At 74.7% G+C, this 23289-nt stretch carries 18 protein-coding genes and 1 tRNA gene; 16 read left to right on the top strand and 3 right to left on the bottom strand.

Going from position 1 to position 23289, the window contains the following annotated elements:
• Nucleotides 1-241 precede the first annotated feature (241 nt).
• The 16 genes from ACZ6EJ_RS18670 (at nucleotide 242) to rbsD (ending at nucleotide 20379) form a co-directional block, all read left to right on the top strand.
• On the top strand, nucleotides 242-3952 hold the full coding sequence (locus ACZ6EJ_RS18670; protein WP_469268357.1) for a ThuA domain-containing protein: 3711 nt from the start codon (nucleotides 242-244) through the stop codon (nucleotides 3950-3952).
• A 157-nt stretch (nucleotides 3953-4109) separates the two neighbouring features.
• The gene (locus ACZ6EJ_RS18665; protein ID WP_469268355.1) at nucleotides 4110-5258 is read left to right on the top strand and encodes an inositol-3-phosphate synthase; all 1149 of its coding nucleotides are present in this window, start codon (nucleotides 4110-4112) and stop codon (nucleotides 5256-5258) included.
• 698 nt (nucleotides 5259-5956) lie between these two features.
• The gene (locus tag ACZ6EJ_RS18660) at nucleotides 5957-7327 is read left to right on the top strand and encodes an SCO3242 family prenyltransferase (RefSeq protein WP_469268354.1); all 1371 of its coding nucleotides are present in this window, start codon (nucleotides 5957-5959) and stop codon (nucleotides 7325-7327) included.
• Nucleotides 7324-8181: a sugar phosphate isomerase/epimerase family protein gene (locus ACZ6EJ_RS18655; protein WP_469268353.1), complete on the top strand. Its 858-nt coding sequence runs from the start codon at nucleotides 7324-7326 to the stop codon at nucleotides 8179-8181. The genes ACZ6EJ_RS18660 and ACZ6EJ_RS18655 overlap by 4 nt, the downstream gene beginning before the upstream one ends.
• Nucleotides 8175-8873 (top strand): EboA domain-containing protein, encoded by a 699-nt coding sequence (locus ACZ6EJ_RS18650; RefSeq protein WP_469268351.1) that lies wholly within the window; start codon nucleotides 8175-8177, stop codon nucleotides 8871-8873. Before ACZ6EJ_RS18655 ends, ACZ6EJ_RS18650 begins: the two co-directional genes overlap by 7 nt.
• A complete protein-coding gene (locus tag ACZ6EJ_RS18645) occupies nucleotides 8873-9721 on the top strand; it encodes a TatD family hydrolase (protein WP_469268349.1) in 849 nt (282 codons plus the stop codon). Before ACZ6EJ_RS18650 ends, ACZ6EJ_RS18645 begins: the two co-directional genes overlap by 1 nt.
• A 4-nt stretch (nucleotides 9722-9725) precedes the next feature.
• Nucleotides 9726-10901 (top strand): metabolite traffic protein EboE, encoded by a 1176-nt coding sequence (gene eboE, locus ACZ6EJ_RS18640; protein ID WP_469268347.1) that lies wholly within the window; start codon nucleotides 9726-9728, stop codon nucleotides 10899-10901.
• The gene (locus ACZ6EJ_RS18635; RefSeq protein ID WP_469268345.1) at nucleotides 10898-12370 is read left to right on the top strand and encodes a nucleotide pyrophosphatase/phosphodiesterase family protein; all 1473 of its coding nucleotides are present in this window, start codon (nucleotides 10898-10900) and stop codon (nucleotides 12368-12370) included. The genes eboE and ACZ6EJ_RS18635 overlap by 4 nt, the downstream gene beginning before the upstream one ends.
• Nucleotides 12371-12401: 31 nt before the next feature.
• Entirely contained in the window at nucleotides 12402-13472 is a 1071-nt protein-coding gene (locus ACZ6EJ_RS18630) for a sugar phosphate isomerase/epimerase family protein (protein ID WP_469268343.1), read from the top strand.
• Nucleotides 13473-13670: 198 nt separating this feature from the next.
• Nucleotides 13671-13758, top strand: a tRNA-Leu gene (locus ACZ6EJ_RS18625).
• Nucleotides 13759-13910: 152 nt separating this feature from the next.
• Nucleotides 13911-14234: a hypothetical protein gene (locus ACZ6EJ_RS18620; RefSeq protein ID WP_469268342.1), complete on the top strand. Its 324-nt coding sequence runs from the start codon at nucleotides 13911-13913 to the stop codon at nucleotides 14232-14234.
• Between the two features lie 211 nt (nucleotides 14235-14445).
• Nucleotides 14446-15462, top strand: a complete 1017-nt coding sequence (locus ACZ6EJ_RS18615; protein ID WP_469268340.1) for a LacI family DNA-binding transcriptional regulator — start codon at nucleotides 14446-14448, stop codon at nucleotides 15460-15462.
• Nucleotides 15459-17087, top strand: a complete 1629-nt coding sequence (locus tag ACZ6EJ_RS18610) for a sugar ABC transporter ATP-binding protein (protein WP_469268339.1) — start codon at nucleotides 15459-15461, stop codon at nucleotides 17085-17087. Before ACZ6EJ_RS18615 ends, ACZ6EJ_RS18610 begins: the two co-directional genes overlap by 4 nt.
• Entirely contained in the window at nucleotides 17077-19029 is a 1953-nt protein-coding gene (locus ACZ6EJ_RS18605) for an ABC transporter permease/substrate-binding protein (protein ID WP_469268337.1), read from the top strand. The genes ACZ6EJ_RS18610 and ACZ6EJ_RS18605 overlap by 11 nt, the downstream gene beginning before the upstream one ends.
• A gap of 40 nt (nucleotides 19030-19069) precedes the next feature.
• Nucleotides 19070-19993, top strand: a complete 924-nt coding sequence (locus ACZ6EJ_RS18600) for a ribokinase (protein ID WP_469268335.1) — start codon at nucleotides 19070-19072, stop codon at nucleotides 19991-19993.
• A complete protein-coding gene (gene rbsD / locus ACZ6EJ_RS18595) occupies nucleotides 19990-20379 on the top strand; it encodes a D-ribose pyranase (protein ID WP_469268333.1) in 390 nt (129 codons plus the stop codon). The genes ACZ6EJ_RS18600 and rbsD overlap by 4 nt, the downstream gene beginning before the upstream one ends.
• 107 nt (nucleotides 20380-20486) lie before the next feature.
• On the opposite strand, the gene ACZ6EJ_RS18590 is transcribed toward rbsD, so the two are convergent.
• From ACZ6EJ_RS18590 to ACZ6EJ_RS18580, 3 genes are all read right to left on the bottom strand, one after another.
• Nucleotides 20487-21281 (bottom strand): N-formylglutamate amidohydrolase, encoded by a 795-nt coding sequence (locus ACZ6EJ_RS18590; protein WP_469268332.1) that lies wholly within the window; start codon nucleotides 21279-21281, stop codon nucleotides 20487-20489.
• A 61-nt stretch (nucleotides 21282-21342) separates the two neighbouring features.
• The gene (gene sph, locus ACZ6EJ_RS18585; RefSeq protein WP_469268331.1) at nucleotides 21343-22323 is read right to left on the bottom strand and encodes a sphingomyelin phosphodiesterase; all 981 of its coding nucleotides are present in this window, start codon (nucleotides 22321-22323) and stop codon (nucleotides 21343-21345) included.
• Between the two features lie 225 nt (nucleotides 22324-22548).
• Nucleotides 22549-23181, bottom strand: a complete 633-nt coding sequence (locus ACZ6EJ_RS18580; protein WP_469268329.1) for a class F sortase — start codon at nucleotides 23179-23181, stop codon at nucleotides 22549-22551.
• Nucleotides 23182-23289: the final 108 nt, after the last annotated feature.

Below are 23289 nucleotides of genomic sequence, written 5' to 3'. Positions count from 1 at the left end.
GTGCCGGGGCCCGCTCGGGGCTGCCCCGGAACGCCTTTGTCCTGAACGCGGCAGAAGTGCGACCCCCGGTCGCACAAGGGCTTTCCGTCCCGGACGAACAGGTCTACCGTCCACAACGTGTACACGACATGACCCGCGCCGCCGGAGCCGCTTCCGGCCCCGGCGGCGCACGCGCGGCAGTCCCCGCGCGGCACGGCACGGCCGCCCCCGCCCGTACAACCGGAACCCCCGGAGGACCTACGTGCACCGAACCAGAAAGCGGCTCCCGGCCCGGACCCGCGTCCGCAGGACGCTCGCGCTGCTCACCGGCGGACTCCTCACCGCCGCCACCCTGACCCTGGGCTCCGCCCCCGGCGCGACCGCCCGCCCCGGAGCCCCGGCCCCGCCGGCCGAGGACTTCCAGCAGGTCACCCTCGCCAAGGGCGTGGAGGAGACCGGCGAGCCCATGTCGCTCGCGGTCCTGCCCGACCGCAGCGTCCTGCACACCTCGCGCAACGGTGAGCTGCGGATCACCGACAGCGCGGGCAACACCCGGATGTCCGGCACGCTCCCCGTCTACACCCACGACGAGGAAGGGCTCCAAGGCGTCGGCGTCGACCCCGACTTCGCCCGCAACCGGGCCGTCTACCTCTTCTACGCACCCCCGATGGACACCCCCGCCGGCGATGCCCCCGAGTCCGGCTCCGCCGCCGACCTCGCGCGGTTCGACGGGGTCAACCGGCTCTCCCGCTTCGTCCTCAAGGAGGACGGCACCCTCGACACCGCCAGCGAGAGGAAGGTCCTGGACGTCCCCACCTCGCGCGGCATCTGCTGCCACGTCGGCGGCGACATCGACTTCGACGCGGCGGGGAACCTCTACCTCTCCACCGGCGACGACACCAACCCCTTCGCCTCCGACGGCTTCACCCCGATCGACGAACGCCCCGGCCGCAACCCGGCGTTCGACGCCCGGCGCACCTCCGGCAACACCAACGACCTGCGCGGCAAGATCCTGCGCGTCAAGGTCGCCGACGACGGCTCGTACACCGTCCCCGAGGGCAACCTCTTCGCGCCCGGCACGGACCGGACGCGCCCCGAGATCTACGCGATGGGCTTCCGCAACCCGTTCCGCTTCTCCGTCGACCGGGCCACCGGCATCGTGTACGTCGGCGACTACGGCCCCGACGCGGGTGCGGCGGACCCCCAGCGCGGGCCCGCGGGGAAGGTCGAGTTCGCCCGCGTCACGAAGGCCGGCAACTTCGGCTGGCCCTTCTGCGTCGGCGCCAACGAGCCCTACCACGACTACGACTTCGCCACCCGGACGCCCGGCGCCGCCTTCGACTGCGCGCGTCCGAGGAACGACTCGCCGTACAACACCGGACTCGTGGAGCTGCCACCCGCGGAGGCCGCCTGGATACCGTACGACGGCGGATCGCTGCCCGCGTTCGGCAGCGGCTCCGAATCCCCGATGGGCGGACCGGTCTACCGCTACGACGCGGCCCTCGACTCCCCGGTGAAGTTCCCCGAGGCGTACGACGGCGACTTCTTCGCCGGCGAGTTCGGCCGCCGGTGGATCAAGCGCATCGAGCAGGACGCCGGCGGCGGGGTCCAGTCCATCGACGACGTGCCCTGGTCCGGTACGCAGATCATGGACATGGCCTTCGGGCCGGACGGGGCGCTGTACGTCCTGGACTACGGCCTCGCCTGGTTCGGCGGCGACGAGAACTCCGCGCTCTACCGCATCGAGAACGCCACCGGCGGCCGCTCGCCGATCGCGGAGGCCGCCGCGGACAGGACCTCCGGCACCGCCCCGCTCCGGGTGAGGTTCTCCTCGGCCGGAACGTCGGACGGCGACGGCGACGCCCTCTCCTACTCCTGGGACTTCGGCGACGGCTCCTCCTCCACCGCCGCCCACCCCACGCACACCTACCGGAGGAACGGCGTCTACACCGCGACGCTCACCGTGCGGGATTCCACCGGCCGCACCGGCTCGGCCGGCGTCCACGTGACCGTCGGCAACACCGCGCCGACCGTGGAGCTGGACCTCCCCCGAGACGGCCGACTGTTCGCGTTCGGCGACTCCGTGCCGTTCAAGGTGAACGTCAGGGACCCGGAGGACGGGGCCGTCGACTGCGCCCGGGTCAAGGTGACGTTCACCCTCGGCCACGACAGCCACGGCCACGACATCACCACCGAGCACGGCTGCGAGGGGACCATCACGACCGCCATGGAGGGCGGCCACGACCCCAACGCCAACCTCTACGGCGGCATCTCGGCCACGTACACCGACCAAGGGGGCGGCGGTCAGGCCGCGTTGACCGGCCGCGACCAGGCGCGGCTCCAGCCGAAGCACCGGCAGGCCGAGCACTTCGACGACTCCTCGGGCGTCAACGCCATCGACAAGGCGAGCGCACACGGCGGCCGGACCGTCGGCGACATCCACCACGACGACTGGATCTCCTTCGGGACGTACCTCCTCAAGGGGACCACCAAGCTCACCGCCCGCGTCTCGTCGGCCGGTGCGGGCGGATTCCTGGAAGTGCGCACCGGATCGCCCACCGGCAGGCTCCTCGGCTCGGGGCCCGTCCCGGTGACCGGCGGCTGGGAGACCTTCCAGGACGTCGACGTACCGCTGCGCGGCGCCCCGAAGAAGCAGACCGACCTCTTCCTCGTCTTCAAGGGCGGTGACGGCGCGCTCTACGACGTCGACGACTTCGCCCTCTCCGACAGCCCCGTCGACAAGACCGCCGAACGCGTCCTGGTCTTCTCCAGGACCGCCGGCTTCCGCCACGACTCCATTCCGGCAGGCGTCACCGCGCTGAAGGAGATCGGCAAGGACACCGGTATCACGGTCGACTCCACCGAGTCCGCCGCGCAGTTCACCACCAGCAACCTGGCCCGCTACGACGCCGTCGTCTTCCTCTCCACCACCGGCGACGTCCTGGACGCCGCCCAGCAGCAGGCGTTCGAGAGCTACGTGGCCGCGGGCGGCGGCTACGTCGGCATCCACGCGGCCGCCGACACCGAGTACGACTGGGAGTTCTACGGCGGACTCGTCGGAGCCCACTTCGCCTCGCATCCCCCCATCCAGCCCGCCACCGTCCGCGTCGAGGACCACGACCACCCCGCCACCGCCCACCTGGGCGAGGAGTGGCAGCGCACCGACGAGTGGTACGACTACCGCACCAACCCCCGGAACACGGCCAAGGTCCTCGCCACGCTGGACGAGACCACGTACACCGGCGGCGCCATGAAGGGCGACCACCCGATCTCCTGGTGCCAGACCTACCGGGGCGGCCGCTCCTTCTACACCGGCCTCGGCCACACCGTGGAGTCGTACACCGAACCGGCCTTCCGCGCCCACCTGCGCGGCGGCCTGCGCTACGCCACCGGCCAGGTCAAGGCCGACTGCGAGCCGGACACCGGCCACCGCGCCCTCTTCAACGGCAGGACGCTGGACGGCTGGAAGCAGGCCGGCCCCGGAACGTTCCGGGTCAGCGACGGGGCCCTGCACTCCGAGGGCGACATGGGCCTGCTCACCTACCGGGCCAAGGAGTTGCAGGCGTACTCGCTGAAGCTCGACTGGAAGACGACGGGCGACGACAACTCCGGCGTCTTCGTGGGCTTCCCGGAGACCGACGACCCCTGGACGGCGGTGCACGAGGGCTACGAGATCCAGATCGACGCCACCGACGCCGCCGATCGCACCACCGGCGCCGTCTACGGCTTCAAGTCGGCCGACATCAGGGCCCGTGACCGCGTCCTGCGGCCGCCCGGCCAGTGGAACAGCTACGAGATCACGGTCCGGGGCGAACGCCTCCAGGTCTTCCTCAACGGAGTGAGGATCAACGACTTCACCAACACCGACCCGGCGCGCAGCCTGAAGGACGGCTACATCGGCCTCCAGAACCACGGCGCCGACGACCATGTGTCCTTCCGCGACATCCGGCTGAGGGAACTGCCCTCGACGTAGGGCGCCCGCCACCGCCGGCGGCGGGCGGGGGAGCAGGAGCACCACGCCTTCCCCCGCCCGCCGTCCCCACCCCGACATCCCAGGGGCCCCCGCCCGACCCAGGGGCCCCGCCCGTACATCCCCCAGGGAACCCCTACACCCCGCAGGGAGGCAGCCCGTGTCCGCACACGCCGCTCGTCCAGGCCGCTTCGACGCGCCCGCCCGCACCGGCGTCTGGTTCGTCGGAGCGCGCGGCTCCGTCGCCACCACCGCCATCGCGGGCTGCGCCGCCGTCGCGGCCGGGCTCCACCCGCCGACCGGCATGGCCACCGAGGCGCCGGCCTTCGCCGACAGCGGCCTGCCACCCCTGACCACGCTGGTCTTCGGCGGCCACGACACCCTCGACTGCCCGCTGGCCAAACGGGCCGAGGCGCTGGCGGACGGCGGAGTGCTGCCGCACGGACTGCCCTCGGCCGTACGCGCCGAACTCGCCGCCGCCGACGCCGGGATACGGCCCGGCGGACCGCTCCCCGGCGACCGGCGCGACGACGCGGAACTCATCGCCGCGTTCGCCGCCGACCTCACCGACTTCACCCGCCGCCACGACCTGGCACGCACCGTGGTCGTCAACGTCGCCACCACCGAACCCGCGCCGAGCCCCGACGCCCCCCGGCTGCCCGCCAGTTCGCTGTACGCGGCCGCCGCCCTACGGGCCGGCTGCGCCTACGCAAACTTCACCCCCTCCACCGGCCTGCGCACCCCCGCGCTCGCGGACCTGACCGCCTCCTGCGGCCTGCCCCACGCCGGGCGCGACGGCAAGACCGGGCAGACGCTGCTGCGTTCCGTGCTCGCCCCGATGTTCCTCCAGCGCGCCCTCGCCGTACGCGCCTGGTCCGGGAGCAACCTGCTGGGCGGCGGGGACGGAGCGGCGCTGGCCGACCCGGCGGCCGCCGCCGCCAAGAACGCGGGCAAGGAACGCGTCCTGGCCGACACCCTCGGCGCGGCCCCCGAAGGAGAGGTGCACATCGACGACGTGCCCGCGATGGGGGACTGGAAGACGGCCTGGGACCACATCGCCTTCGACGGCTTCCTCGGCTCCCGCATGATCCTCCAGACCATCTGGCAGGGGTGCGACTCGGCCCTGGCGGCACCGCTGGTCCTGGACCTCGCCCGACTGCTCGCCCGCGCCCACGAGACCGGGATCAGCGGGCCCCTGCCCGAGCTGGGGTTCTACTTCAAGGACCCCGACGGCGGCGGCTCGGCCGCCCTCGCCGAGCAGTACGCCGCCCTGCTGTCCTTCGCGGAACGGCTGCGGGGCCCGGCATGAGGCGGCGGCTGCCGACCCTCGCGGCACTCCTGCGGGCCGCGCCGGCGACCGGGCGGCGGGACGACCGGGCGGGGCGGCGCGCGTCCCCGGCCGGACCGCCGGAGCCGACCGGACAGGGCGGGAGGACGCCCCCGGCCGCCGCGGACAGCCTGTCCGGTGCGGGTGGGACTGCACCCGCACCGGACAGGCGCGGACCAGCCGGTGGGGGCGGGAGCGCGGGCGGGGGCCGGGACGCGGGCGCGCGGGGAGGCGAGCGGAGTGCGGACCGGGCCGTCGAGGGGGACGGGGGTGCGGGCGGCCTCGGCGAGGGGGCGGCCCCACGGGGCGCGAGCCGGGGCGCGGCGAGCGCTGACCGGCGTAGGGGAGGGGGCGCGGCCCGGAGCGCCGACCGGGATGCGCGCGGGGGCGCGAGCCGGCGTGCGGACCGGGCCGTCGTGGGGGACGGGGGTGCGGGCGGCCTCGGCGAGGGGGCGGCCCCACGGGGCGCGGGCCGGGGCGCGGACCTGGACGTGGACGGGGGTGCGGGCGCGGGCGGTCCTGGCCAGGTGGGCGCGGACCACAGTGCGGCGAGTGCCGACCGGGGCGCTGGACAGGGCGCGGGCCGGGGCGTTGTCCAGGGCGCGGGCCGGTGCGCTGACCGGAGTAGCGGCGGGGGCGCGCTCCGGGGCGCGGACGTGCGGGGGGCGGGCCGGGCGCGCGTGCGGGCCTGGGCGGAACTGCTGCGCGTCTCCGCCCTCTTCTCCGTCCCCGGCGACGCGCTCGCCGGGGCGGCGGCAGTCGGCCGCCGCCCCGGCCGGGCGACCGCACTCGCGATCGGCGCGTCGCTCTGCCTGTACGAGGCGGGCATGGCCCTCAACGACTGGGCCGACCGCGAGGAGGACGCCGTCGACCGCCCGCACCGCCCGATCCCCTCGGGCCGGATCAGCCCGGCCGCCGCTCTGGGCGCGGCCGGAGCGCTGACCGCGGCGGGCCTCGCCCTGGCCGCCCGTGCCGGCCGCCCGGCGCTGACCGTCGCCGGGGGCCTGGCCGCCACCGTGTGGGCCTACGACCTCCACCTGAAGCACACGCAGGCGGGCCCCGCGGCGATGGCGGCGGCCCGCGCCCTCGACCTGCTCCTGGGAGCGGCGGCTGCGGCGACGGGGCCGGTCGGCGCCGGGCCCCGCGCGAGCGGCAACGCCGCCCGGCGGGCGGCCCCGCGCGGCGGGGCGACGGCCGCCGTGCTCCCGGCCGTGCCCGCCGCCCTGCTGCTCGGGGCGCACACGTACGGCGTCACCGCGGTCTCGCGCCATGAGGAGCGGGGCGGTTCGACCGGGGCGCCGCTCACCGTGCTGGGCGCCACGGCCGCGCTTGCCGCGGCCGTCCTGGGGGAGCGGCAGGAGGGCGGCCCCGCCCGCGCGGGCGCGGTGGCGGCCGACCCCGGAGCGGGCCCGCGCGCCGCGGCCCGAGCCGACCGACCGGGCGCGCGGGCGCGCACCGCCGGACCCGGACCGCGCCCGGCGGGGCACCCCGACCTCCGGCGCGCGCCCGACGCCGACCGCCCGCGTACGCCCCATCCCGGCCGCCCGCGCACACAGCACCTCGACCACTCCCGCGCACCCCACCCCGACCGCCCGCGTACGCTCCCCGCGGACCACCGGCCGGGACCCGCGGACCACCGGCCGGGACCCGCGGACCACCGGCCGGGACCCGCGGACCACCAGCCGGGACCCGCGGACCACCAGCCGGGACCCGCGGACCACCGGCCGGGACCCGCCCCCACCGGGCCGGGGACCCCGCCCCGCGCCCGCCTCGCCCGCCTCGCCGATCCCGGCCGCCTCGCCGATCCCGGCCGCCTCCTGGCCGCCGCGTTGGCCGGGGCCTACCTCCGTACCGCCGGACCGCCCCTCCTGCACGCGGCGCTGAACCCGTCGCCGCCCCTGACCCAGCGGGCGGTCGGCGGGGGCATCCGCGCCATGATCCCGCTCCAGGCGGCGCTCGCCGCCCGCGCCGGGGCCCCCGTCACCGCCCTCGCCGTCATGGCGCTCTCCCCCCTCGCCCGCACCCTCGCCCGGAAGGTGAGCCTCACATGACCCTCCTCCTCGGATACGGCACCAACGGGCTCACCGACCTCCGCCTCGACGACGCCCTCGGGCTGCTGGCCGACCTCGGCTACGACGGCGTGGGGCTGACCCTCGACCACATGCACCTGGACCCCCTGGCCCCGGACCTCGCCGAGCGCACCCGCCACGTCGGGCGCCGGCTCGCCTCCCTCGGACTCCGGGTCACCGTCGAGACCGGCGCCCGCTACGTCCTCGACCCGCGCCGCAAGCACGGCCCCTCCCTCCTCGACCCGGACCCCGACGCCCGTGCCGCCCGCGCCGCGCTGCTCGTCCGCGCGGTCGACGTGGCGGCCGGACTCGGCGCGCACGCCGTCCACTGCTTCAGCGGCGCCACCCCGCCGGGCACACCGACCGGGACCGCCTGGGACCGCCTGGGCGACGCGCTCGCCCCCGTCCTCGCCGCGGCGGACCGGGCCGGCGTCCCCCTCGCCGTCGAACCGGAACCCGGTCACCTCCTCGCCACCCTCGCCGACTTCCACCACCTCCGCGCCCTCCTCTCCGATCCCGAACCCCTCGGCCTCACCCTCGACATCGGCCACTGCCAGTGCCTGGAGGAGGCATCGCCCGAGGAGTGCGTGAAGGAGTCGGCGCCCTGGCTGCGGCACGTCCAGATCGAGGACATGCGGCGCGGCGTGCACGAGCATCTCCCGTTCGGGGACGGGGAGATCGACTTCCCGCCCGTGCTCGCCGCCCTCACCGCCTCGGGCTACCGGGGACTCACCGTCGTCGAACTGCCCCGCCACTCCCACGCGGGCCCCGAACTCGCCCGCACCTCCATCGACTTCCTGCGCGAGGCGATGAGGAAGGGGGGCATCCCGTGCTGACGTCCCGCAAGGAGCTCGACGCCGTACTCGACGAGACCGCCCGCGCCTGGCTCCACCAGGCCCTCGCCGAAGCCGCCCGCGAGGCCGCCCGCACCGACACCCTCCGCGCGGAAGGCACCACCCCCGCGCCGCCCTGGGAACTGCGCTACGCCGCCGCCGGCCGGCACTGCGGACCGGAGCACGCCGACTCCGTACGCTCCCTCCTGCTCGTCGAGGCCCGCGCCTCCACGCCCTGCGTCACCCGGCTCTACCAGCAGGGCACCGCCGCCGAACGCCGCGCCGTCCTGCTCACCCTGCACCGCCTCGACCTCGGCGCCTCGGCCCTCCCGCTCGTCCAGGACGCCCTGCGCACCAACGACACCCGGTTGGTGGCCGCCGCCGTCGGCCCCTACGCCGCCGACCACCTGGACCCGCACGCCTGGCGGCACGCCGTGCTGAAGTGCCTGTTCACCGGGGTGCCGATCGACGCCGTCGCCCGGCTCGACGCGCGGGCCCGAGGGGACGGTGAACTCGCCCGCATGGTCGGCGACTTCGCCGCCGAGCGCACCGCCGCCGGCCGCGCCGTCCCCGCCGACCTGCACACCGTCCTCGCCCTCGCCGCACCGACCGCCGGCCAGGTCCCACCGGCCGCCCCCGCTCCCGCGCCCCCGCTCGGGCAGGAGAGCCCCCGACGCCCCACGGAGGAGCCCTGATGCGCATCTTCGACCCCCACATCCACATGAGTTCGCGCACCACCGACGACTACCGGGCGATGTACGACGCGGGCGTCCGCGCCCTCGTCGAGCCCTCCTTCTGGCTCGGCCAGCCCCGCACCTCGCCCGCCAGCTTCTTCGACCACTTCGACGCCCTCCTGGGCTGGGAGCCCTTCCGCGCCTCCCAGTACGGCATCGCGCACCACTGCACGATCGCCCTGAACCCCAAGGAGGCCAACGACCCCCGCTGCGTGCCCGTGCTCGACGCGCTGCCCCGCTACCTCGTCAAGGACTCCGTCGTCGCCGTCGGCGAGATCGGCTACGACTCCATGACCCCGGCCGAGGACCACGCCCTCGCCGCCCAACTCCAACTCGCCGCCGACCACGGCCTGCCCGCGCTCGTCCACACCCCGCACCGCGACAAGCTCGCCGGTCTGCGCCGCACCCTGGACGTCGTCCGGGCGTCGGACCTCCCCCCGGAGCGCGTCCTGCTCGACCACCTCAACGAGACGACGGTGACGGACGCCGTCGACAGCGGCTGCTGGGCCGGGTTCTCCATCTACCCGGACACGAAGATGGACGAGGACCGGATGGTCGCCGTCCTCAAGGACCACGGCACCGAGAGGATCCTCGTCAACTCGGCCGCAGACTGGGGCAGGAGCGACCCCCTCGCCACCCGCAAGGTCGCCGACGCGATGCTGCGGGCCGGCTTCACCGAGGACGACGTGGACCAGGTCCTGTGGCGCAACCCCGTCGCCTTCTACGGCCGGAGCGGCCGCCTCCAGCTCCACGCCACCCCACCCGGAACCCTCCACGAGGGCAACTCCATCCTGCGCGGCGGGGAGTGAGGCGATGCGCTTCCGCCACCCGGACGGCTCCACCGTCCACCTCGCCTACTGCACCAACGTCCACCCGGCCGAGACCCTGGACGGCGTCCGCGCCCAACTCCGCGACCACTGCGAACCCGTCCGCCGCCGCATGGGACGGGACAGACTCGGCATCGGCCTCTGGCTCGCCAGGGACGCCGCCCGCGCCCTGGTCGACGACCCCGCCGCCCTGCGCGCCCTGCGCACCGAACTCGACGGCCGCGGCCTGGAGGTGGTGACCCTCAACGGTTTCCCGTACGAGGGGTTCGGCGCCGACGAGGTCAAGTACCGGGTCTACCAGCCGGACTGGACCGAACCCGACCGGCTCGCCCACACCACCGACCTCGCCCGCCTCCTGGCCGCCCTCCTCCCCGACGACGTCACCGAGGGCACCCTCTCCACCCTGCCGCTCGCCTGGCGCACCCCCTACGACGGCGATCCCGGAGCCGCCCGCACCGCCCGCTCCGCGCTCACCACCCTCGCCCAGCGCTTGGACGCCCTCGCCGAACTCACCGGCAAGTCCCTCCGCGTCGGCCTCGAACCCGAACCGGGCTGCACGGTGGAGACCACCGCCGACGCCATCGCCCCGCTCACCGCCATCGGCCACGACCGCATCGGCGTCTGCGTCGACACCTGCCACCTCGCCACCTCCTTCGAGGACCCCGTCACCGCACTCGACGCCCTGGCCGCCGCCGGCGTCCGGGTCGTCAAGTCCCAGCTCTCCGCCGCCCTGCACGCCGAGCACCCCCAGCTGCCCGAGGTGCGCGCCGCGCTCGCCGCGTTCGCCGAACCCCGCTTCCTGCACCAGACCCGCACCCGCACCGCCACCGGGCTCCGGGGCTGCGACGACCTCGACGAAGCCCTCGGCGACCGGGCGCTCCCCGACACCGCCCCCTGGCGCGCGCACTTCCACGTCCCCCTGCACGCGCCCCCCGCGCCGCCGCTCACCTCCACGCTGCCCGTCCTGCGGTCCGCGCTCGCCCGGCTCGTCGGCGGGCCCACGCCGCTCACCCGGCACCTGGAGGTGGAGACGTACACCTGGCAGGCGCTCCCCGCCGCACTGCGGCCCCGTACCCGCGCCCAGCTCTGCGACGGCATCGCCGCCGAACTCACCCTCGCCCGCGACCTCCTGGTCGACCTCGGCCTCAAGGAGCTGCCATGACCGAGCAGGGCCCCGGCGCGACGGCCGCCCCCGACCCCCGCGGCCCCGGCCCGCGCACAAGCCCCGCGAGCGCGCCCGGGAGCGGTGCGCGCCGCGGCCTCACGCCCCTCCTCGTCCTCGACGTCGTCGGCCTCACCCCGCGGCTCCTGGCCCACATGCCCAATCTCCGAGCGCTGGGGGAGCGGGGCACGCGGGCGCCCCTGACCACGGTGCTGCCCGCCGTCACCTGCGCCGCCCAGTCGACCTTCCTCACCGGCACGACACCCGCCGAACACGGCATCGTCGCCAACGGCTGGTACTTCCGCGAACTCGGCGACGTCCTGCTGTGGCGGCAGCACAACGGGCTCGTCGCGGGCGACAAGCTCTGGGACGCGGCCCGGCGCGCCCACCCCGGCTACACCGTCGCGAACGTCTGCTGGTGGTACGCGATGGGCGCCGACACCGACTGGACGGTCACCCCGCGCCCCGTCTACTACGCCGACGGCCGCAAGGAACCCGACTGCTACACCCGCCCCCCGGCCCTGCACGACGAACTGACCGAGAGATTCGGCACGTTCCCCCTCTTCCACTTCTGGGGTCCCGGAGCCGACCTGGTCTCCTCCCAGTGGATCATCGACGCCACCCGGCACGTCATCACCACCCGCGCCCCCGACCTCGCGCTCTGCTACCTGCCCCACCTCGACTACGACCTCCAGCGCTTCGGCCCCGACGACCCGCGCTCCCACCGGGCCGCCGCCGACCTCGACCGGGCCATGGCCCCGCTGCTGGCCGACGCCCGCGCCGAGGGGCGTACCGTCGTCGCGCTGTCCGAGTACGGCATCACCCGCGTCGAGCGCCCCGTCGACATCAACCGCGCCCTGCGCCGGGCCGGCCTGCTGGAGGTGCACACCCAGGACGGCATGGAGTACCTGGACCCGATGGCCTCCCGCGCCTTCGCCGTCGCCGACCACCAGATCGCCCACGTCTACGTGCGCCGTCCCGAGGACCTGGAGGCCACGCGCACGGCCCTCGCGGACCTGCCCGGCGTCGACCGGCTCCTCGACGACGCGGGCAAGAGGGCCCACCACCTGGACCACCCCCGCGCGGGCGAACTGGTCGCCGTGGCGGAGAAGGACGCCTGGTTCACGTACTACTACTGGCTCGACGACGCCCGCGCCCCCGACTTCGCCCAGCTCGTCGAGATCCACCGCAAACCCGGTTACGACCCCGTCGAGCTGTTCATGGACCCCCAGGACCCCTACGTCCGGGTCAAGGCCGCCGCGGCGGTCGCCCGCAAGAAGCTCGGCCTGCGCTACCGCATGGCGGTCGTCCCCCTCGACCCCGCGCCCGTCCGGGGCAGCCACGGCCGCCTCCCGGAGAGCGACGACGAAGGCCCGCTCATCCTCTGCTCGACCCCCGGCGCGTTCACCGGCCGGGTCCGGGCCACCGAGGTGAAGCCCCTCCTCCTCCAACTCGCCGGACTGCGCTGACCCTCTCCGCCAGGCAACTCCAAGGAGTCGTATGAACACGCACCGCGCCACCGAGGACGCCGGCCTCGCCCGCAGACTGAGCCGCCGCGACGTCCTCGGCGTCGCCGCCGGCGCCACCGCGGCGGCCCTCGTCGGCGCCGCGACCGCCCAGGCGGACAGCCGCGAGCGGGCCCCGCACGCGGCCGGGGACCACGGGCGCGCGAAGGGCCGCCCCGTCCTGCCCCCCGGCCGCCTCGGCATCCAGCTCTACAGCCTGCGCGAGCAGGTCACCACCCTCGGCTTCGGCCCCGTCTTCGCCGAGCTGGAGAAGTACGGGTACGACGAGATCGAGTTCGCGGGCTACACCCAGGGCGCGGCCGGCCCCATCACCCTGGCCCGCCTCGGGCGGCTGGCGCGGGACCACGGCCTCACCCCGATCGGCAGCCACGTCGGCTACTACGACGACCGCGACCCCGGCGCGTACACCTTCGCCCAGAACCTCGACAAGGTCCTCGACGACGCCCAGGCCCTCGGCCTCAAGCACATCGGCACGGCCTCCGGGCCCTTCCGCCACGGCTCCACGGTGGACGGCGTGAAGCGGGCGGCGGAGGACTTCAACGCCTACGGAGCGGCCGCCCGCGCGCGCGGGATGAGGTTCTACCAGCACAACCACGCCGAGGAGTTCTCCTTCGCGGCCGACCAGCCGCGCGTACGCCTCTACGACATCCTGCTCGCCGAGACCGATCCGGACCTCGTCCACCTGGAGATGGACGTCTACTGGGCCTACTGCGCCCAGTTCCGCTTCAGCCGGCGGCCGGACGGCACGCCCGCGCCGCTGGACCCCCTGGCGTACGTCTTGAGGAACCCGCACCGCTACCCGCTGTTCCACGTCAAGGACGGCGTCCGCGACGACACGGTGCGGGACGGCTACCGCATGTCCGACGTCGGGGACGGGGACATCGACTACAAGAGGTTCCTGTCCCAGGTGACCCGCCGGACCCACCGCGGCCGGACCTACCACCACTGGCAGACCGAGCACGACGCCCCGGTCGCGTCGCTCGCCTTCGCCCGCAAGTCCAGCGAACACCTGCACTCCCTGCGCGAGGGCCGCTGCGGCGACTGACGCCCGCCCCGCACGGCACACACCGGGCCCGCGCCCCCGCCCCCTCGACGGGGCGCGGGCCCGGAGCCGCCGGAAGGGCGGCCCCGGCAGTGAGCCGCACCGCACTGACCACGGGATATGCGGGTGAAGGGCGTGCCGAACCCCTGGTATGGTTTTCCATGTCGCCGCGGGGAACACGCCGCGAACGACAGACACCTTGTCCGGGTGGCGGAATGGCAGACGCGCTAGCTTGAGGTGCTAGTGCCCTTTATCGGGCGTGGGGGTTCAAGTCCCCCCTCGGACACCAGCAGAGACCCCAGTCGATCTGGGGTTTTTTGCGTTCCGGACGCGCCGGGGCCCGCCGCGGGGCGGGTCGCCGGACGCCGTCCTCCGGAGCGGCCGGGCCCACCCCTCCGTACGGGGAGGTGCGCTCGACCCGGCCGGGTACGCTCGCGCCTGATGACGCCGCCTCCGTCGAACCCCGAGCCGCCGGGCCGCCCGAAGCCCCTGTGGGGCGCCTCGATCGCCGCGCTGGGCGTCTTCCTCGCCCTGCTGGCCCTCTGCTCACTGAAGGCGTTCGTCGTCAACGACGATCTGCCGAACGTCTGCGACGACCTCCGCCGGGGGAGCTTTCCGCCCGAGGTGGCGTGCGCGTCCGCGGACGGGACGGTGTCCGGCGCGAACGCCGGGTGGGTCGAGGTGCTCTTCCACGTGTCCCTCGTGGTGTCCGTGCTGTTCGCCGCCCTGGCGCTCGCGGTGAGCTGGGCCGTTCGCCGCAGGTGACCCCTGGCGGCCGCCCTGCCCGGGGACCACTGGGGCGAGCCGGGGCGCGTGCCCGTCGGCCTGTCACGATCTGGTCTCGGACAGGGAGCAGGGACTTGTTTTCGGCCATGTAATCGTTTCCAATTCTTCGTGTAATCGATTCCACGGCGTCGCACAGCCGGGCTGCCGCTGGTTTCGAGGTGTACGGAAACCACAAGGAGGTGGTCCGGACATGGCGAGCATCAAGGACGTCGCGGCCGAGGCGGGGGTATCCGTCGCCACGGTCTCGCGGGTCCTCAACAGCCACCCGTCCGTCAGCGAGGAGGCGCGCACCCGCGTCCTCGCCGCCGTCGAGACGCTCGGCTACCGGCCCAACGCCGTGGCCCGCTCGCTGCGCACCGACCAGACCCGCACCCTCGGCCTGGTCATCAGCGACGTGCTCAACCCCTACTTCACCGAGCTGGCCCGCTTCGTCGAGGAGGAGGCCCGCGCGCTCGGCTACAGCGTCATCATCGGCAACGCCGACGAGCGGCCCGACCTGCAGGACCACCACATCCGCACGCTCATCGACCGCAGGATCGACGGGCTCCTCGTCTCGCCCGCCGACGGGGGCTCCTCGCTGATGCGGGACGTCGCCCGGAGCAGCACCCCGATGGTCTTCGTCGACCGGTGGATGCCCGGCGTCGAGGTGCCCGTCGTCCGGGCCGACGGCACACGGGCGGTCGCGGAGCTGGTCGCGCATCTGCACGGCCTCGGCCACCGCAGGCTCGCCATCATCGCCGGGCCCGCCGCCACGACCACCGGCGACGAGCGCGTCGAGGCCTTCCGGGGCGCGATGCGGCGGCTCGGTCTCGCGCTACCGGACGCCTACATCGGCCAGGGCGACTTCCAGGCCGCCAGCGGCCGCCGAGCCGCCGAGCGGTTCCTGGCCCTGCCCGAACCGCCCGAGGTCGTCTTCGCCGCCGACAACCTGATGGCGCTCGGCGCGCTCGACGCCATCCGCGCCCACGGGCTGCGGGTCCCGGACGACATCGGCCTCGCCGCCTTCGACGACATCCCGTGGTTCGTGCACACGGACCCTCCGATCACCGCCATCGCCCAGCCCACCGCGGACCTGGCACGGGCCGCCGTGCGCGCGCTGGCCGACCTGATCGACGGACGGACCCCGCGGTCCGTCACCCTGCCCGCCCGCCTCGTCGTACGCCGTTCGTGCGGCGGGGCCGTATCGAACCAGAGGAGCACCTGGTGACCGCACCGGAGGAGCGACCGGTGGAAGCGCCGGACGAGCTGCTGCGCATCGAGGGTCTGCGCAAGACCTTCCCCGGCGTGGTGGCGCTCGACGACGTCGACTTCGACCTGCGCCGGGGCGAGGTCCACGTCCTGCTCGGCGAGAACGGAGCCGGCAAGAGCACCCTCATCAAGATGCTCTCCGGCGCCTACCGGCCCGACCGGGGCCGCATCCTGGCCGAGGGGCGCGAGGTGCGCATCGACCGCGCGCAGGACGCCGAACGGCTCGGCATCGCCACCATCTACCAGGAGTTCAACCTCGTCCCCGACCTGACGGTCGCCGAGAACATCTTCCTGGGCCGCCAGCCGCGCCGCTTCGGCCTCATCGACCACCGGCGGATGCGGGCGGACGCGGAGAAGCTGCTGCGCCGGGTCGGCGTCGCCGTGCGCCCGGACGCCAAGGTCCGCGAACTGGGCATCGCCCGGCTCCAGATGGTGGAGATCGCCAAGGCGCTGAGCCTGGACGCCCGCGTCCTGATCATGGACGAGCCGACCGCCGTCCTCACCTCGGAGGAGGTGGACAAGCTCTTCACCATCGTGCGCCGACTGCGCGCGGACGGCGTCGGCATCGTCTTCATCACCCACCACCTGGACGAGATCGCCGCCCTCGGCGACCGCGTCACCGTCCTCCGCGACGGCCGCAGCATCGGCCAGGTCCCCGCCTCCACCCCGCAGGACGAGCTGGTGCGGCTGATGGTCGGCCGCAGCATCGAGCAGCAGTACCCGCGCGAACGCCCCGACACGGGCGAGGCGTTGCTGTCGGTGCGCGGGCTCACCCGCGCCGGCGTCTTCCACGACGTCAGCTTCGACGTACGCGCCGGGGAGGTCGTCGGACTCGCCGGACTCGTCGGCGCCGGGCGGACCGAGGTCGCCCGGGCGGTCTTCGGCGCCGACCCGTACGACGCGGGCACCGTCGAGGTGGGCGGGCGGCGCCTGGCCCGGAACGACGTCCCCGCCGCCATGAGCGCCGGGATCGGACTCGTACCGGAGGACCGCAAGGGCCAGGGCCTCGTCCTGGACGCCTCCGTCCAGGAGAACCTGGGCCTGGTCACCCTGCGCTCCGCGACCCGCTCCGGCCTCGTGGACCTCAAGGGGCAGCGCACCGCCGCCGCCCGCATCGCCGAACAGCTCGGCGTCCGCATGTCCGGCCTCGGCCAGCACGTGGGGACGCTCTCCGGCGGCAACCAGCAGAAGGTCGTCATCGGCAAGTGGCTCCTGGCCGACACCCGCGTGCTGATCCTGGACGAGCCGACCCGCGGCATCGACGTCGGCGCCAAGGTCGAGATCTACCAGCTCGTCAACGAGTTGACCGCCTCCGGCCACGCCGTCCTGATGATCTCCAGCGACCTGCCCGAGGTCCTCGGCATGAGCGACCGCGTGCTCGTCATGGCGCAGGGCCGGATCGCCGGGGAACTCCCCGCCGCCCAGGCCACCCAGGACGCGGTGATGGCCCTCGCGGTCACCGCCGCGCCCCACGAGCGCGCACCGGCCGCCTCGACGCCCGAGGTCCCGGCGACCGCCGCACACGCGAAAACCACCGAACACCCCGCACCGAAGAAGGAAGAGGAGGGCCCCCGTGGCCACTGAGACAGCCAGGAGTGACGCGGGAGCGGGCGGTTCCTCCGTGGTACGCCGCGTCCTGCTCGACAACGGCGCGCTGAGCGCCCTGGTGGTCCTGGTGGTGGCGATGTCGCTGCTCTCCGGCGACTTCCTCACCACCCAGAACCTGCTGAACGTCGGGGTCCAGGCGGCCGTCACCGCCATCCTCGCCTTCGGCGTCACCTTCGTCATCGTCTCGGCGGGCATCGACCTGTCCGTCGGTTCCGTGGCGGCCCTGTCCGCGACGGTCCTCGCCTGGTCGGCGACGTCCGCCGGCGTGCCGGTCGTCCTCGCGGTCGTCCTCGCCGTCGCCACCGGCATCGCCTGCGGCTTCGTCAACGGCGCGCTCGTCTCGTACGGCAAACTCCCGCCGTTCATCGCCACCTTGGCGATGCTCTCGATCGCCCGCGGCCTGTCCCTGGTCATCTCGCAGGGCAGCCCGATCGCCTTCCCCGACTCCGTCTCGGTGCTCGGCGACACGCTGGGCGGCTGGCTCCCCGTACCGGTCCTCGTGATGATCGCGATGGGGCTGCTCACCGCGCTCGTGCTGGGGCGCACCTTCATCGGCCGCTCGATGTACGCGATCGGCGGCAACGAGGAGGCGGCCCGGCTCTCCGGGCTCCGCGTCAAGCGGCAGAAGATCGCCATCTACGCACTGTCCGGCCTCTTCGCCGCCGTCGCGGGCATCGTCCTGGCCTCGCGCCTGGTCTCCGCGCAGCCGCAGGCCGCCCAGGGGTACGAGCTCGACGCCATCGCCGCGGTCGTCATCGGCGGCGCCAGCCTCGCCGGCGGCGTCGGCAAGGCGTCCGGCACGCTGATCGGCGCGCTCATCCTCGCCGTCCTCCGCAACGGCCTCAACCTCCTCTCGGTGTCGGCCTTCTGGCAGCAGGTCGTCATCGGCGTCGTCATCGCGCTCGCCGTCCTGCTCGACACGCTGCGCCGCAAGGCCGGTACGGGGGCGGCCTCCTCGGCCGGCGCAGCGGGCGCACCGGGCTCCGGCCGCCGGGGCGCGCTCAAGCTGGCCGGTGCGGCGCTCTGCGTCGCCGTCGTGGTCGGCGCGGTCTCCTTCCTCAACTCCGGTTCGTCCGGCGGCGCCACGAAGGTGGGCATGTCCCTCTCCACGCTCAACAACCCCTTCTTCGTGCAGATGAAGGAGGGCGCGCAGGCGGAGGCCGAGAAGGCGGGCGTCGACCTCACGGTCACCGACGCGCAGAACGACGCCTCCCAGCAGGCCAACCAGCTCCAGAACTTCACCAGTTCGGGAGTCTCCTCGATCATCGTCAACCCGGTGGACTCCGACGCCGTCGGGCCGGGCGTCCGCAGCGCCAACAAGGCGGACATCCCGGTGGTCGCCGCGGACCGGGGCGTCAACAAGGCGGAGACCGCGACGCTCGTCGCCTCGGACAACGTGGCGGGCGGCAAGCTCGCCGCCGACGCGCTGGCCGAGAAGCTGGGCGGCAAGGGCGGCATCGTGATCCTCCAGGGCACGGCCGGCACCTCCGCCAGCCGTGAGCGCGGGGCCGGTTTCGCGGAGGGCCTCAAGGCGTACCCCGGCATCAAGGTGGTCGCCAGGCAGCCCGCCGACTTCGACCGCACCAAGGGCCTGGACGTCATGACGAACCTGATCCAGTCCCACCCCGGCATCACCGGCGTCTTCGCGGAGAACGACGAGATGGCGCTCGGCGCGGCCAAGGCGCTCGGCGGCAAGGCCGGGACGTCCGTCTCGGTCGTGGGCTTCGACGGGACCCCGGACGGCCTGAAGGCGGTCGAGGCCGGCACGCTGTACGCCTCGGTGGCCCAGCAGCCCGCCGAACTGGGCCGGATCGCGGTGCTGAACGCCGTCAAGGCCGCGAAGGACGAGAAGGTCGCCGACACGGTGAAGGTGCCGGTCAAGGTGGTCACCCGTGAGAACGTCGCAGACTTCTCCTGACCTCTTCCGGGTCCCGACCGACGAAAGCAGGAAGCACGCCATGCCTGACAACGCCTCCGACGACCGGTACGACCTGCTGGTCGTCGGGTCGGCCAACGCCGACCTGGTGATCGGCGTCGAGCGCCGGCCCGCGCCCGGCGAGACGGTGCTCGGCTCCGACCTGGCCGTCCACCCCGGCGGCAAGGGCGCCAACCAGTCCCTGGCGGCCGCCCGCCTGGGCGCGCGGACGGCTCTGCTCGCCCGCGTCGGCGACGACGACCACGGGCGCCTGCTGCTGGAGACCCAGCGGGCGGCGGGCGTCGACACCGGCGGGGTCCTGGTGGGCGGCGCGCCCACCGGCGTCGCGCTGATCACCGTGGACCCCTCGGGGGACAACAGCATCGTCGTCTCGCCGGGCGCCAACGGGCGCCTGACCCCCGAGGACGTCCGGGCGGCGGCCCCGCTCCTGGCGGCCGCGCGGGTCGTCTCCGTACAGTTGGAGATCCCGCTGGAGACGGTGGCCGAGACGGTACGCGGCCGGGGGCCGCACGCCCGCCTCGTCCTCAACCCGTCGCCGCCCGCCCCGCTCCCCGACGAGGTGCTCGCCGCCTGCGACCCGCTGGTGGTCAACGAGCACGAGGCGCGCTTCATCCTCGGCGAGGGGGCGGGGGCGGCGCCGGCCGACTGGGCGCGCGCCCTGCTCGCCCGCGGGCCGCGCTCGGTCGTGGTCACGCTCGGCGCGGAAGGGGCCCTGGTCGCCGACGGCCGCACGGGCTCGCTGGACCACCTGGTCAGCCCGAAGGTCGACGCCGTCGACACGACGGGGGCCGGTGACGCGTTCACGGCGGCCCTGGCCTGGCGGCTGGGGCGCGGCGACGACCTGCGGGAGGCGGCCGCCTTCGCGGTCCGGGTGGGGGCCGCGGCGGTCACGGCGAAGGGCGCCCAGGAGTCGTTCCCGACCCTGGCGGAGGTGGACGCGCTGTGAAGAAGTCGGGCATCCTCAACCGCCACCTGGCCGGCGCCCTGGCCGAACTCGGCCACGGCGACCGGGTCCTGGTCTGCGACGCGGGGATGCCGATCCCGCCCGGACCGCGCGTGGTCGACCTGGCCTTCCGTGCGGGCACCCCGTCCTTCGCCGTCGTGCTGGACGGCCTGCTCGACGAACTCGTCGTGGAGGGCGCGACGGCCGCGCGCGAGGTGGGCGACGCCAACCCCGAGGCCGCGCGCCTGCTGGCCGGGCGCTTCCCCGACCTGGAGCTGGTGCCGCACGACGACCTGAAGGCGCTCACGGCCTCGGCGCGCCTGGTCGTGCGGACGGGGGAGGCCCGGCCGTACGCCAACGTGCTGCTGAGGTGCGGGGTCTTCTTCTGAACGGCTGAACGGCTGAACGGCTGAACGGCTGAACGGCCGAGCGGCTGAGCGGCCCACGGGCGGGGGAGGGGGCGGAGGGCGGTGCGTGCGGGCCGCCGTCCGCCCCCTCAGCACGCGTCGACCAGCTCCGCGAGCGCGGCGGCCAACCGGTCGAGCCCCGGCCCCGCCGGGCCGCCCGGCTCGCTCATGTACGTGTCGCGGCGGATCTCGACCATCAGGGCGGTGACCCGGCGGTCCGTGCCGTAGTGCTTGAGCGGGACGTACGCGCCCGCGAAGGGGGTGTCGCGGCCGACCGCCCCGCACCCGCCGAACGCCGCCTCGGCCGCCGCGACCAGTTCCGGCGGGGTGTGCGACGGGTCGGTGCCCAGGCAGACGGGCGGGCGGGGGCCGGAGCCGTGGAGTTCGTACGGCAGCGGCGCGGCCGGGTAGGAGTGGACGTCGATGACCACCGCGCGGCCCGCGGCGGCGAGACGGGCGTCGACCGCCTCCGTCATCGCCCGCGCGTACGGATGGAAGTACCGCTCCAGCAGGGGCCGTTCCTCCGCGTCCGGGTGGCGCAGGCGGTCGCGGTGCGTCGTGTGCGTGTAGACCGCGCCCATGCCGACGGCCCGCATCTCCTCGCGCTCGTCCGGGAAGCGTTCGGGGTCGACGACCAGGCGGGAGAGGGCGTTGACGTGGCGCCAGGGGCGGACGGCGCACGCGGCGGCCGCCCGCTCGGCCAGCTCCGCGGTGTGGGCGTCGGTGATGTGGTCGAGTTCCCGCTCCAGAGCACGGTCGTCCAGCAGGATTCCGGCGCGCACGGAGGCGGGGACCCTCCGCGACCCGTGCGGCACGTGGAGCAGCACGGGGGAGCGGGGGCTTCCGGGCAGGAGGTGGAACGACGGCTGGGATTCCGTGCTCATGGAGCGGTCCTTCGGGGTGGTCGCCGGGGTGTGCGCGCCCCCGATCCTGCCACCCCGCGGGTCAGTTGCCGGAGCCGATCACCGGGTAGTGGTCGGACAGGTTGGTGTACGTGGACTTCGTGCCCCAACTGGAGACGGTCCAGGGGGCGGTCGCCTCCTTGACCACCTCGTTCCTCCAGCCGGCCGGCTTGGCGTGGCCCGCACGGTGCAGGACGTGGTCGAGGTCCTCGCGCGGGTCGTCGGGGTAGCGCTCGGAGGCGATGGAGTTGTCGCGGGTGTCGAAGGAGTACGGGTGCCCGGTCCGGGAGTCCGGGGTGCTCAGGCCGGCGTCCGAGAGGAAGGAGGCGTACTCCGCGGAGTGCCGGTCGACGTTGAAGTCCCCCGCCACGACGACCTGTTCGGAGGCGGGGATCCTCTTGGCGTCGAGGAAGGCGTCCAGCTCCCGGAACTGCCGGCTGCGCGTCTGCGCGGCCTCGCCCGCCGAGCATTCGGGGTCGGTCGACTGGGCGTGGGTGCCCACCACGTGCACCCGCGCTCCGGCGACGTCCAACACGGTGTACGCGAAGCCCTTGTTGGACCACCAGTCGGACCCGCAGGCGTCCTTGTAGACGTACTGCTCCTTGCGGACGATCGGCCACTTGCTCAGGATGGTGACGCCGCCGTCCTCCGGCGTGGTCGCCGCGTACGAGCCGCCCGTCGCGTCCCAGCCGCTCTTGCCGCGGCCGACCACCGGCGTCTGGTACGGGTAGGCGGCGGCGGAGTTGCGCAGCAGGAGGTCCGACGCCCCGTTGTCGTAGGCCTCCTGGACCACGACGACGTCGTTGCCCCGGAAGAACGGAGCCTTCGGGATCGCGGTCGCGCGGTGCTCCTGGCCCCAGTTGGGGTAGAGGTTCGTGCTGAAGAGGAACGTGTTGTAGGACAGCACCCGCAGCGAGGGCGTCCCGGCGGCCGCGGCCTGGGGCGCGCTGACGGCCAGGGCTCCCGCGGCGAGTGCGGCGGAGAGGGCCACGCCGGTCAGGCGGCTGAGCGGGGTGTTCGGCACGAGGTCTCCTGCGGTCGGGTCGGGGCGTACCGGGCCCACCCATCAAAGCAGCGGCAGTTACTCACGGGTAGACGCCGGATGCCGTGCGCCTGTCGGGTCGGGTGCCATCCGGTGGCCGGTCCCGCGGGTCGCCGCGGCGGACCCCGGTGCGGGCCGTCGCACGGGGCGGCCGCCGGGCACGGTGCGGCCGCCCGGCGCGCCCCTTCACGCGCCGGTTCGGCGCGCTCAGCGCAGGACGCCGTAGACGACGAGGTTGTCGACGGTGTGGCCCTGGGCGTCGAACTCCCCGTCGCAGGTGATGAGGCGCAGCGTGCTGCCGCTCGTCGGGCCGTACACCCGCGCGGTGGGGAACGCCTTCTTGCTGACCGCCTCCTTCGCCGTGACCGTGAACCGCAGGGTCCGGCCCGCTCCGTCGCGGACCAGCACGTCGGCCCCCCGGCGGATGTCCTTGAGGTCGTGGAAGACGGCCCGGCCGAAGCGCGTGTCGTTGTGCCCGATCAGCACCGTCGGACCCGGTTCGCCGGGCCGGGAGGCTCCGGTGTACCAACCCGCGGTCATGCCCTTCTCCGCGGGCGGGACCTCCACCGTGCCGTCCGCGTTGAGCCCCAGCTCCATCAGGGTGCTCCGCACGCCGATCGACGGGATGGACACCTCGGTGGGGCCGGCGCGCCGACCGGAGACCGGTTGCCCCGACCGGTCGGCGGGGGGCGCCGCGGCGGTGCCGCGACCGGTCGAGGGGGCGGCGGACGGGGCGGCGAGGGGGGCGGCGGACGAGCATCCGGCCAGGGCGGCGCAGGCCGCGACGGCGGTGAGCAGTGCGGCGGTCCGCCGGAAGCGGTGGGGCGTACGGGACGGCAAGGGGACTCCGGTGGGCGGGGCGGGGGGGGGGGGGGGGGGGGGGGGGGGGGGGGGGGAGGGCGGGGGGGGGGGGGGGAGGGGGGGGGGGGGGGGGGGAGGGGGGGTTGC

The sequence above is a fragment of the Streptomyces sp. NPDC041970 genome, assembly GCF_055588985.1.
The sequence above is the reverse complement of the archived record's forward strand: the minus strand, read 5'-3'. Positions and strand labels throughout refer to the sequence as shown.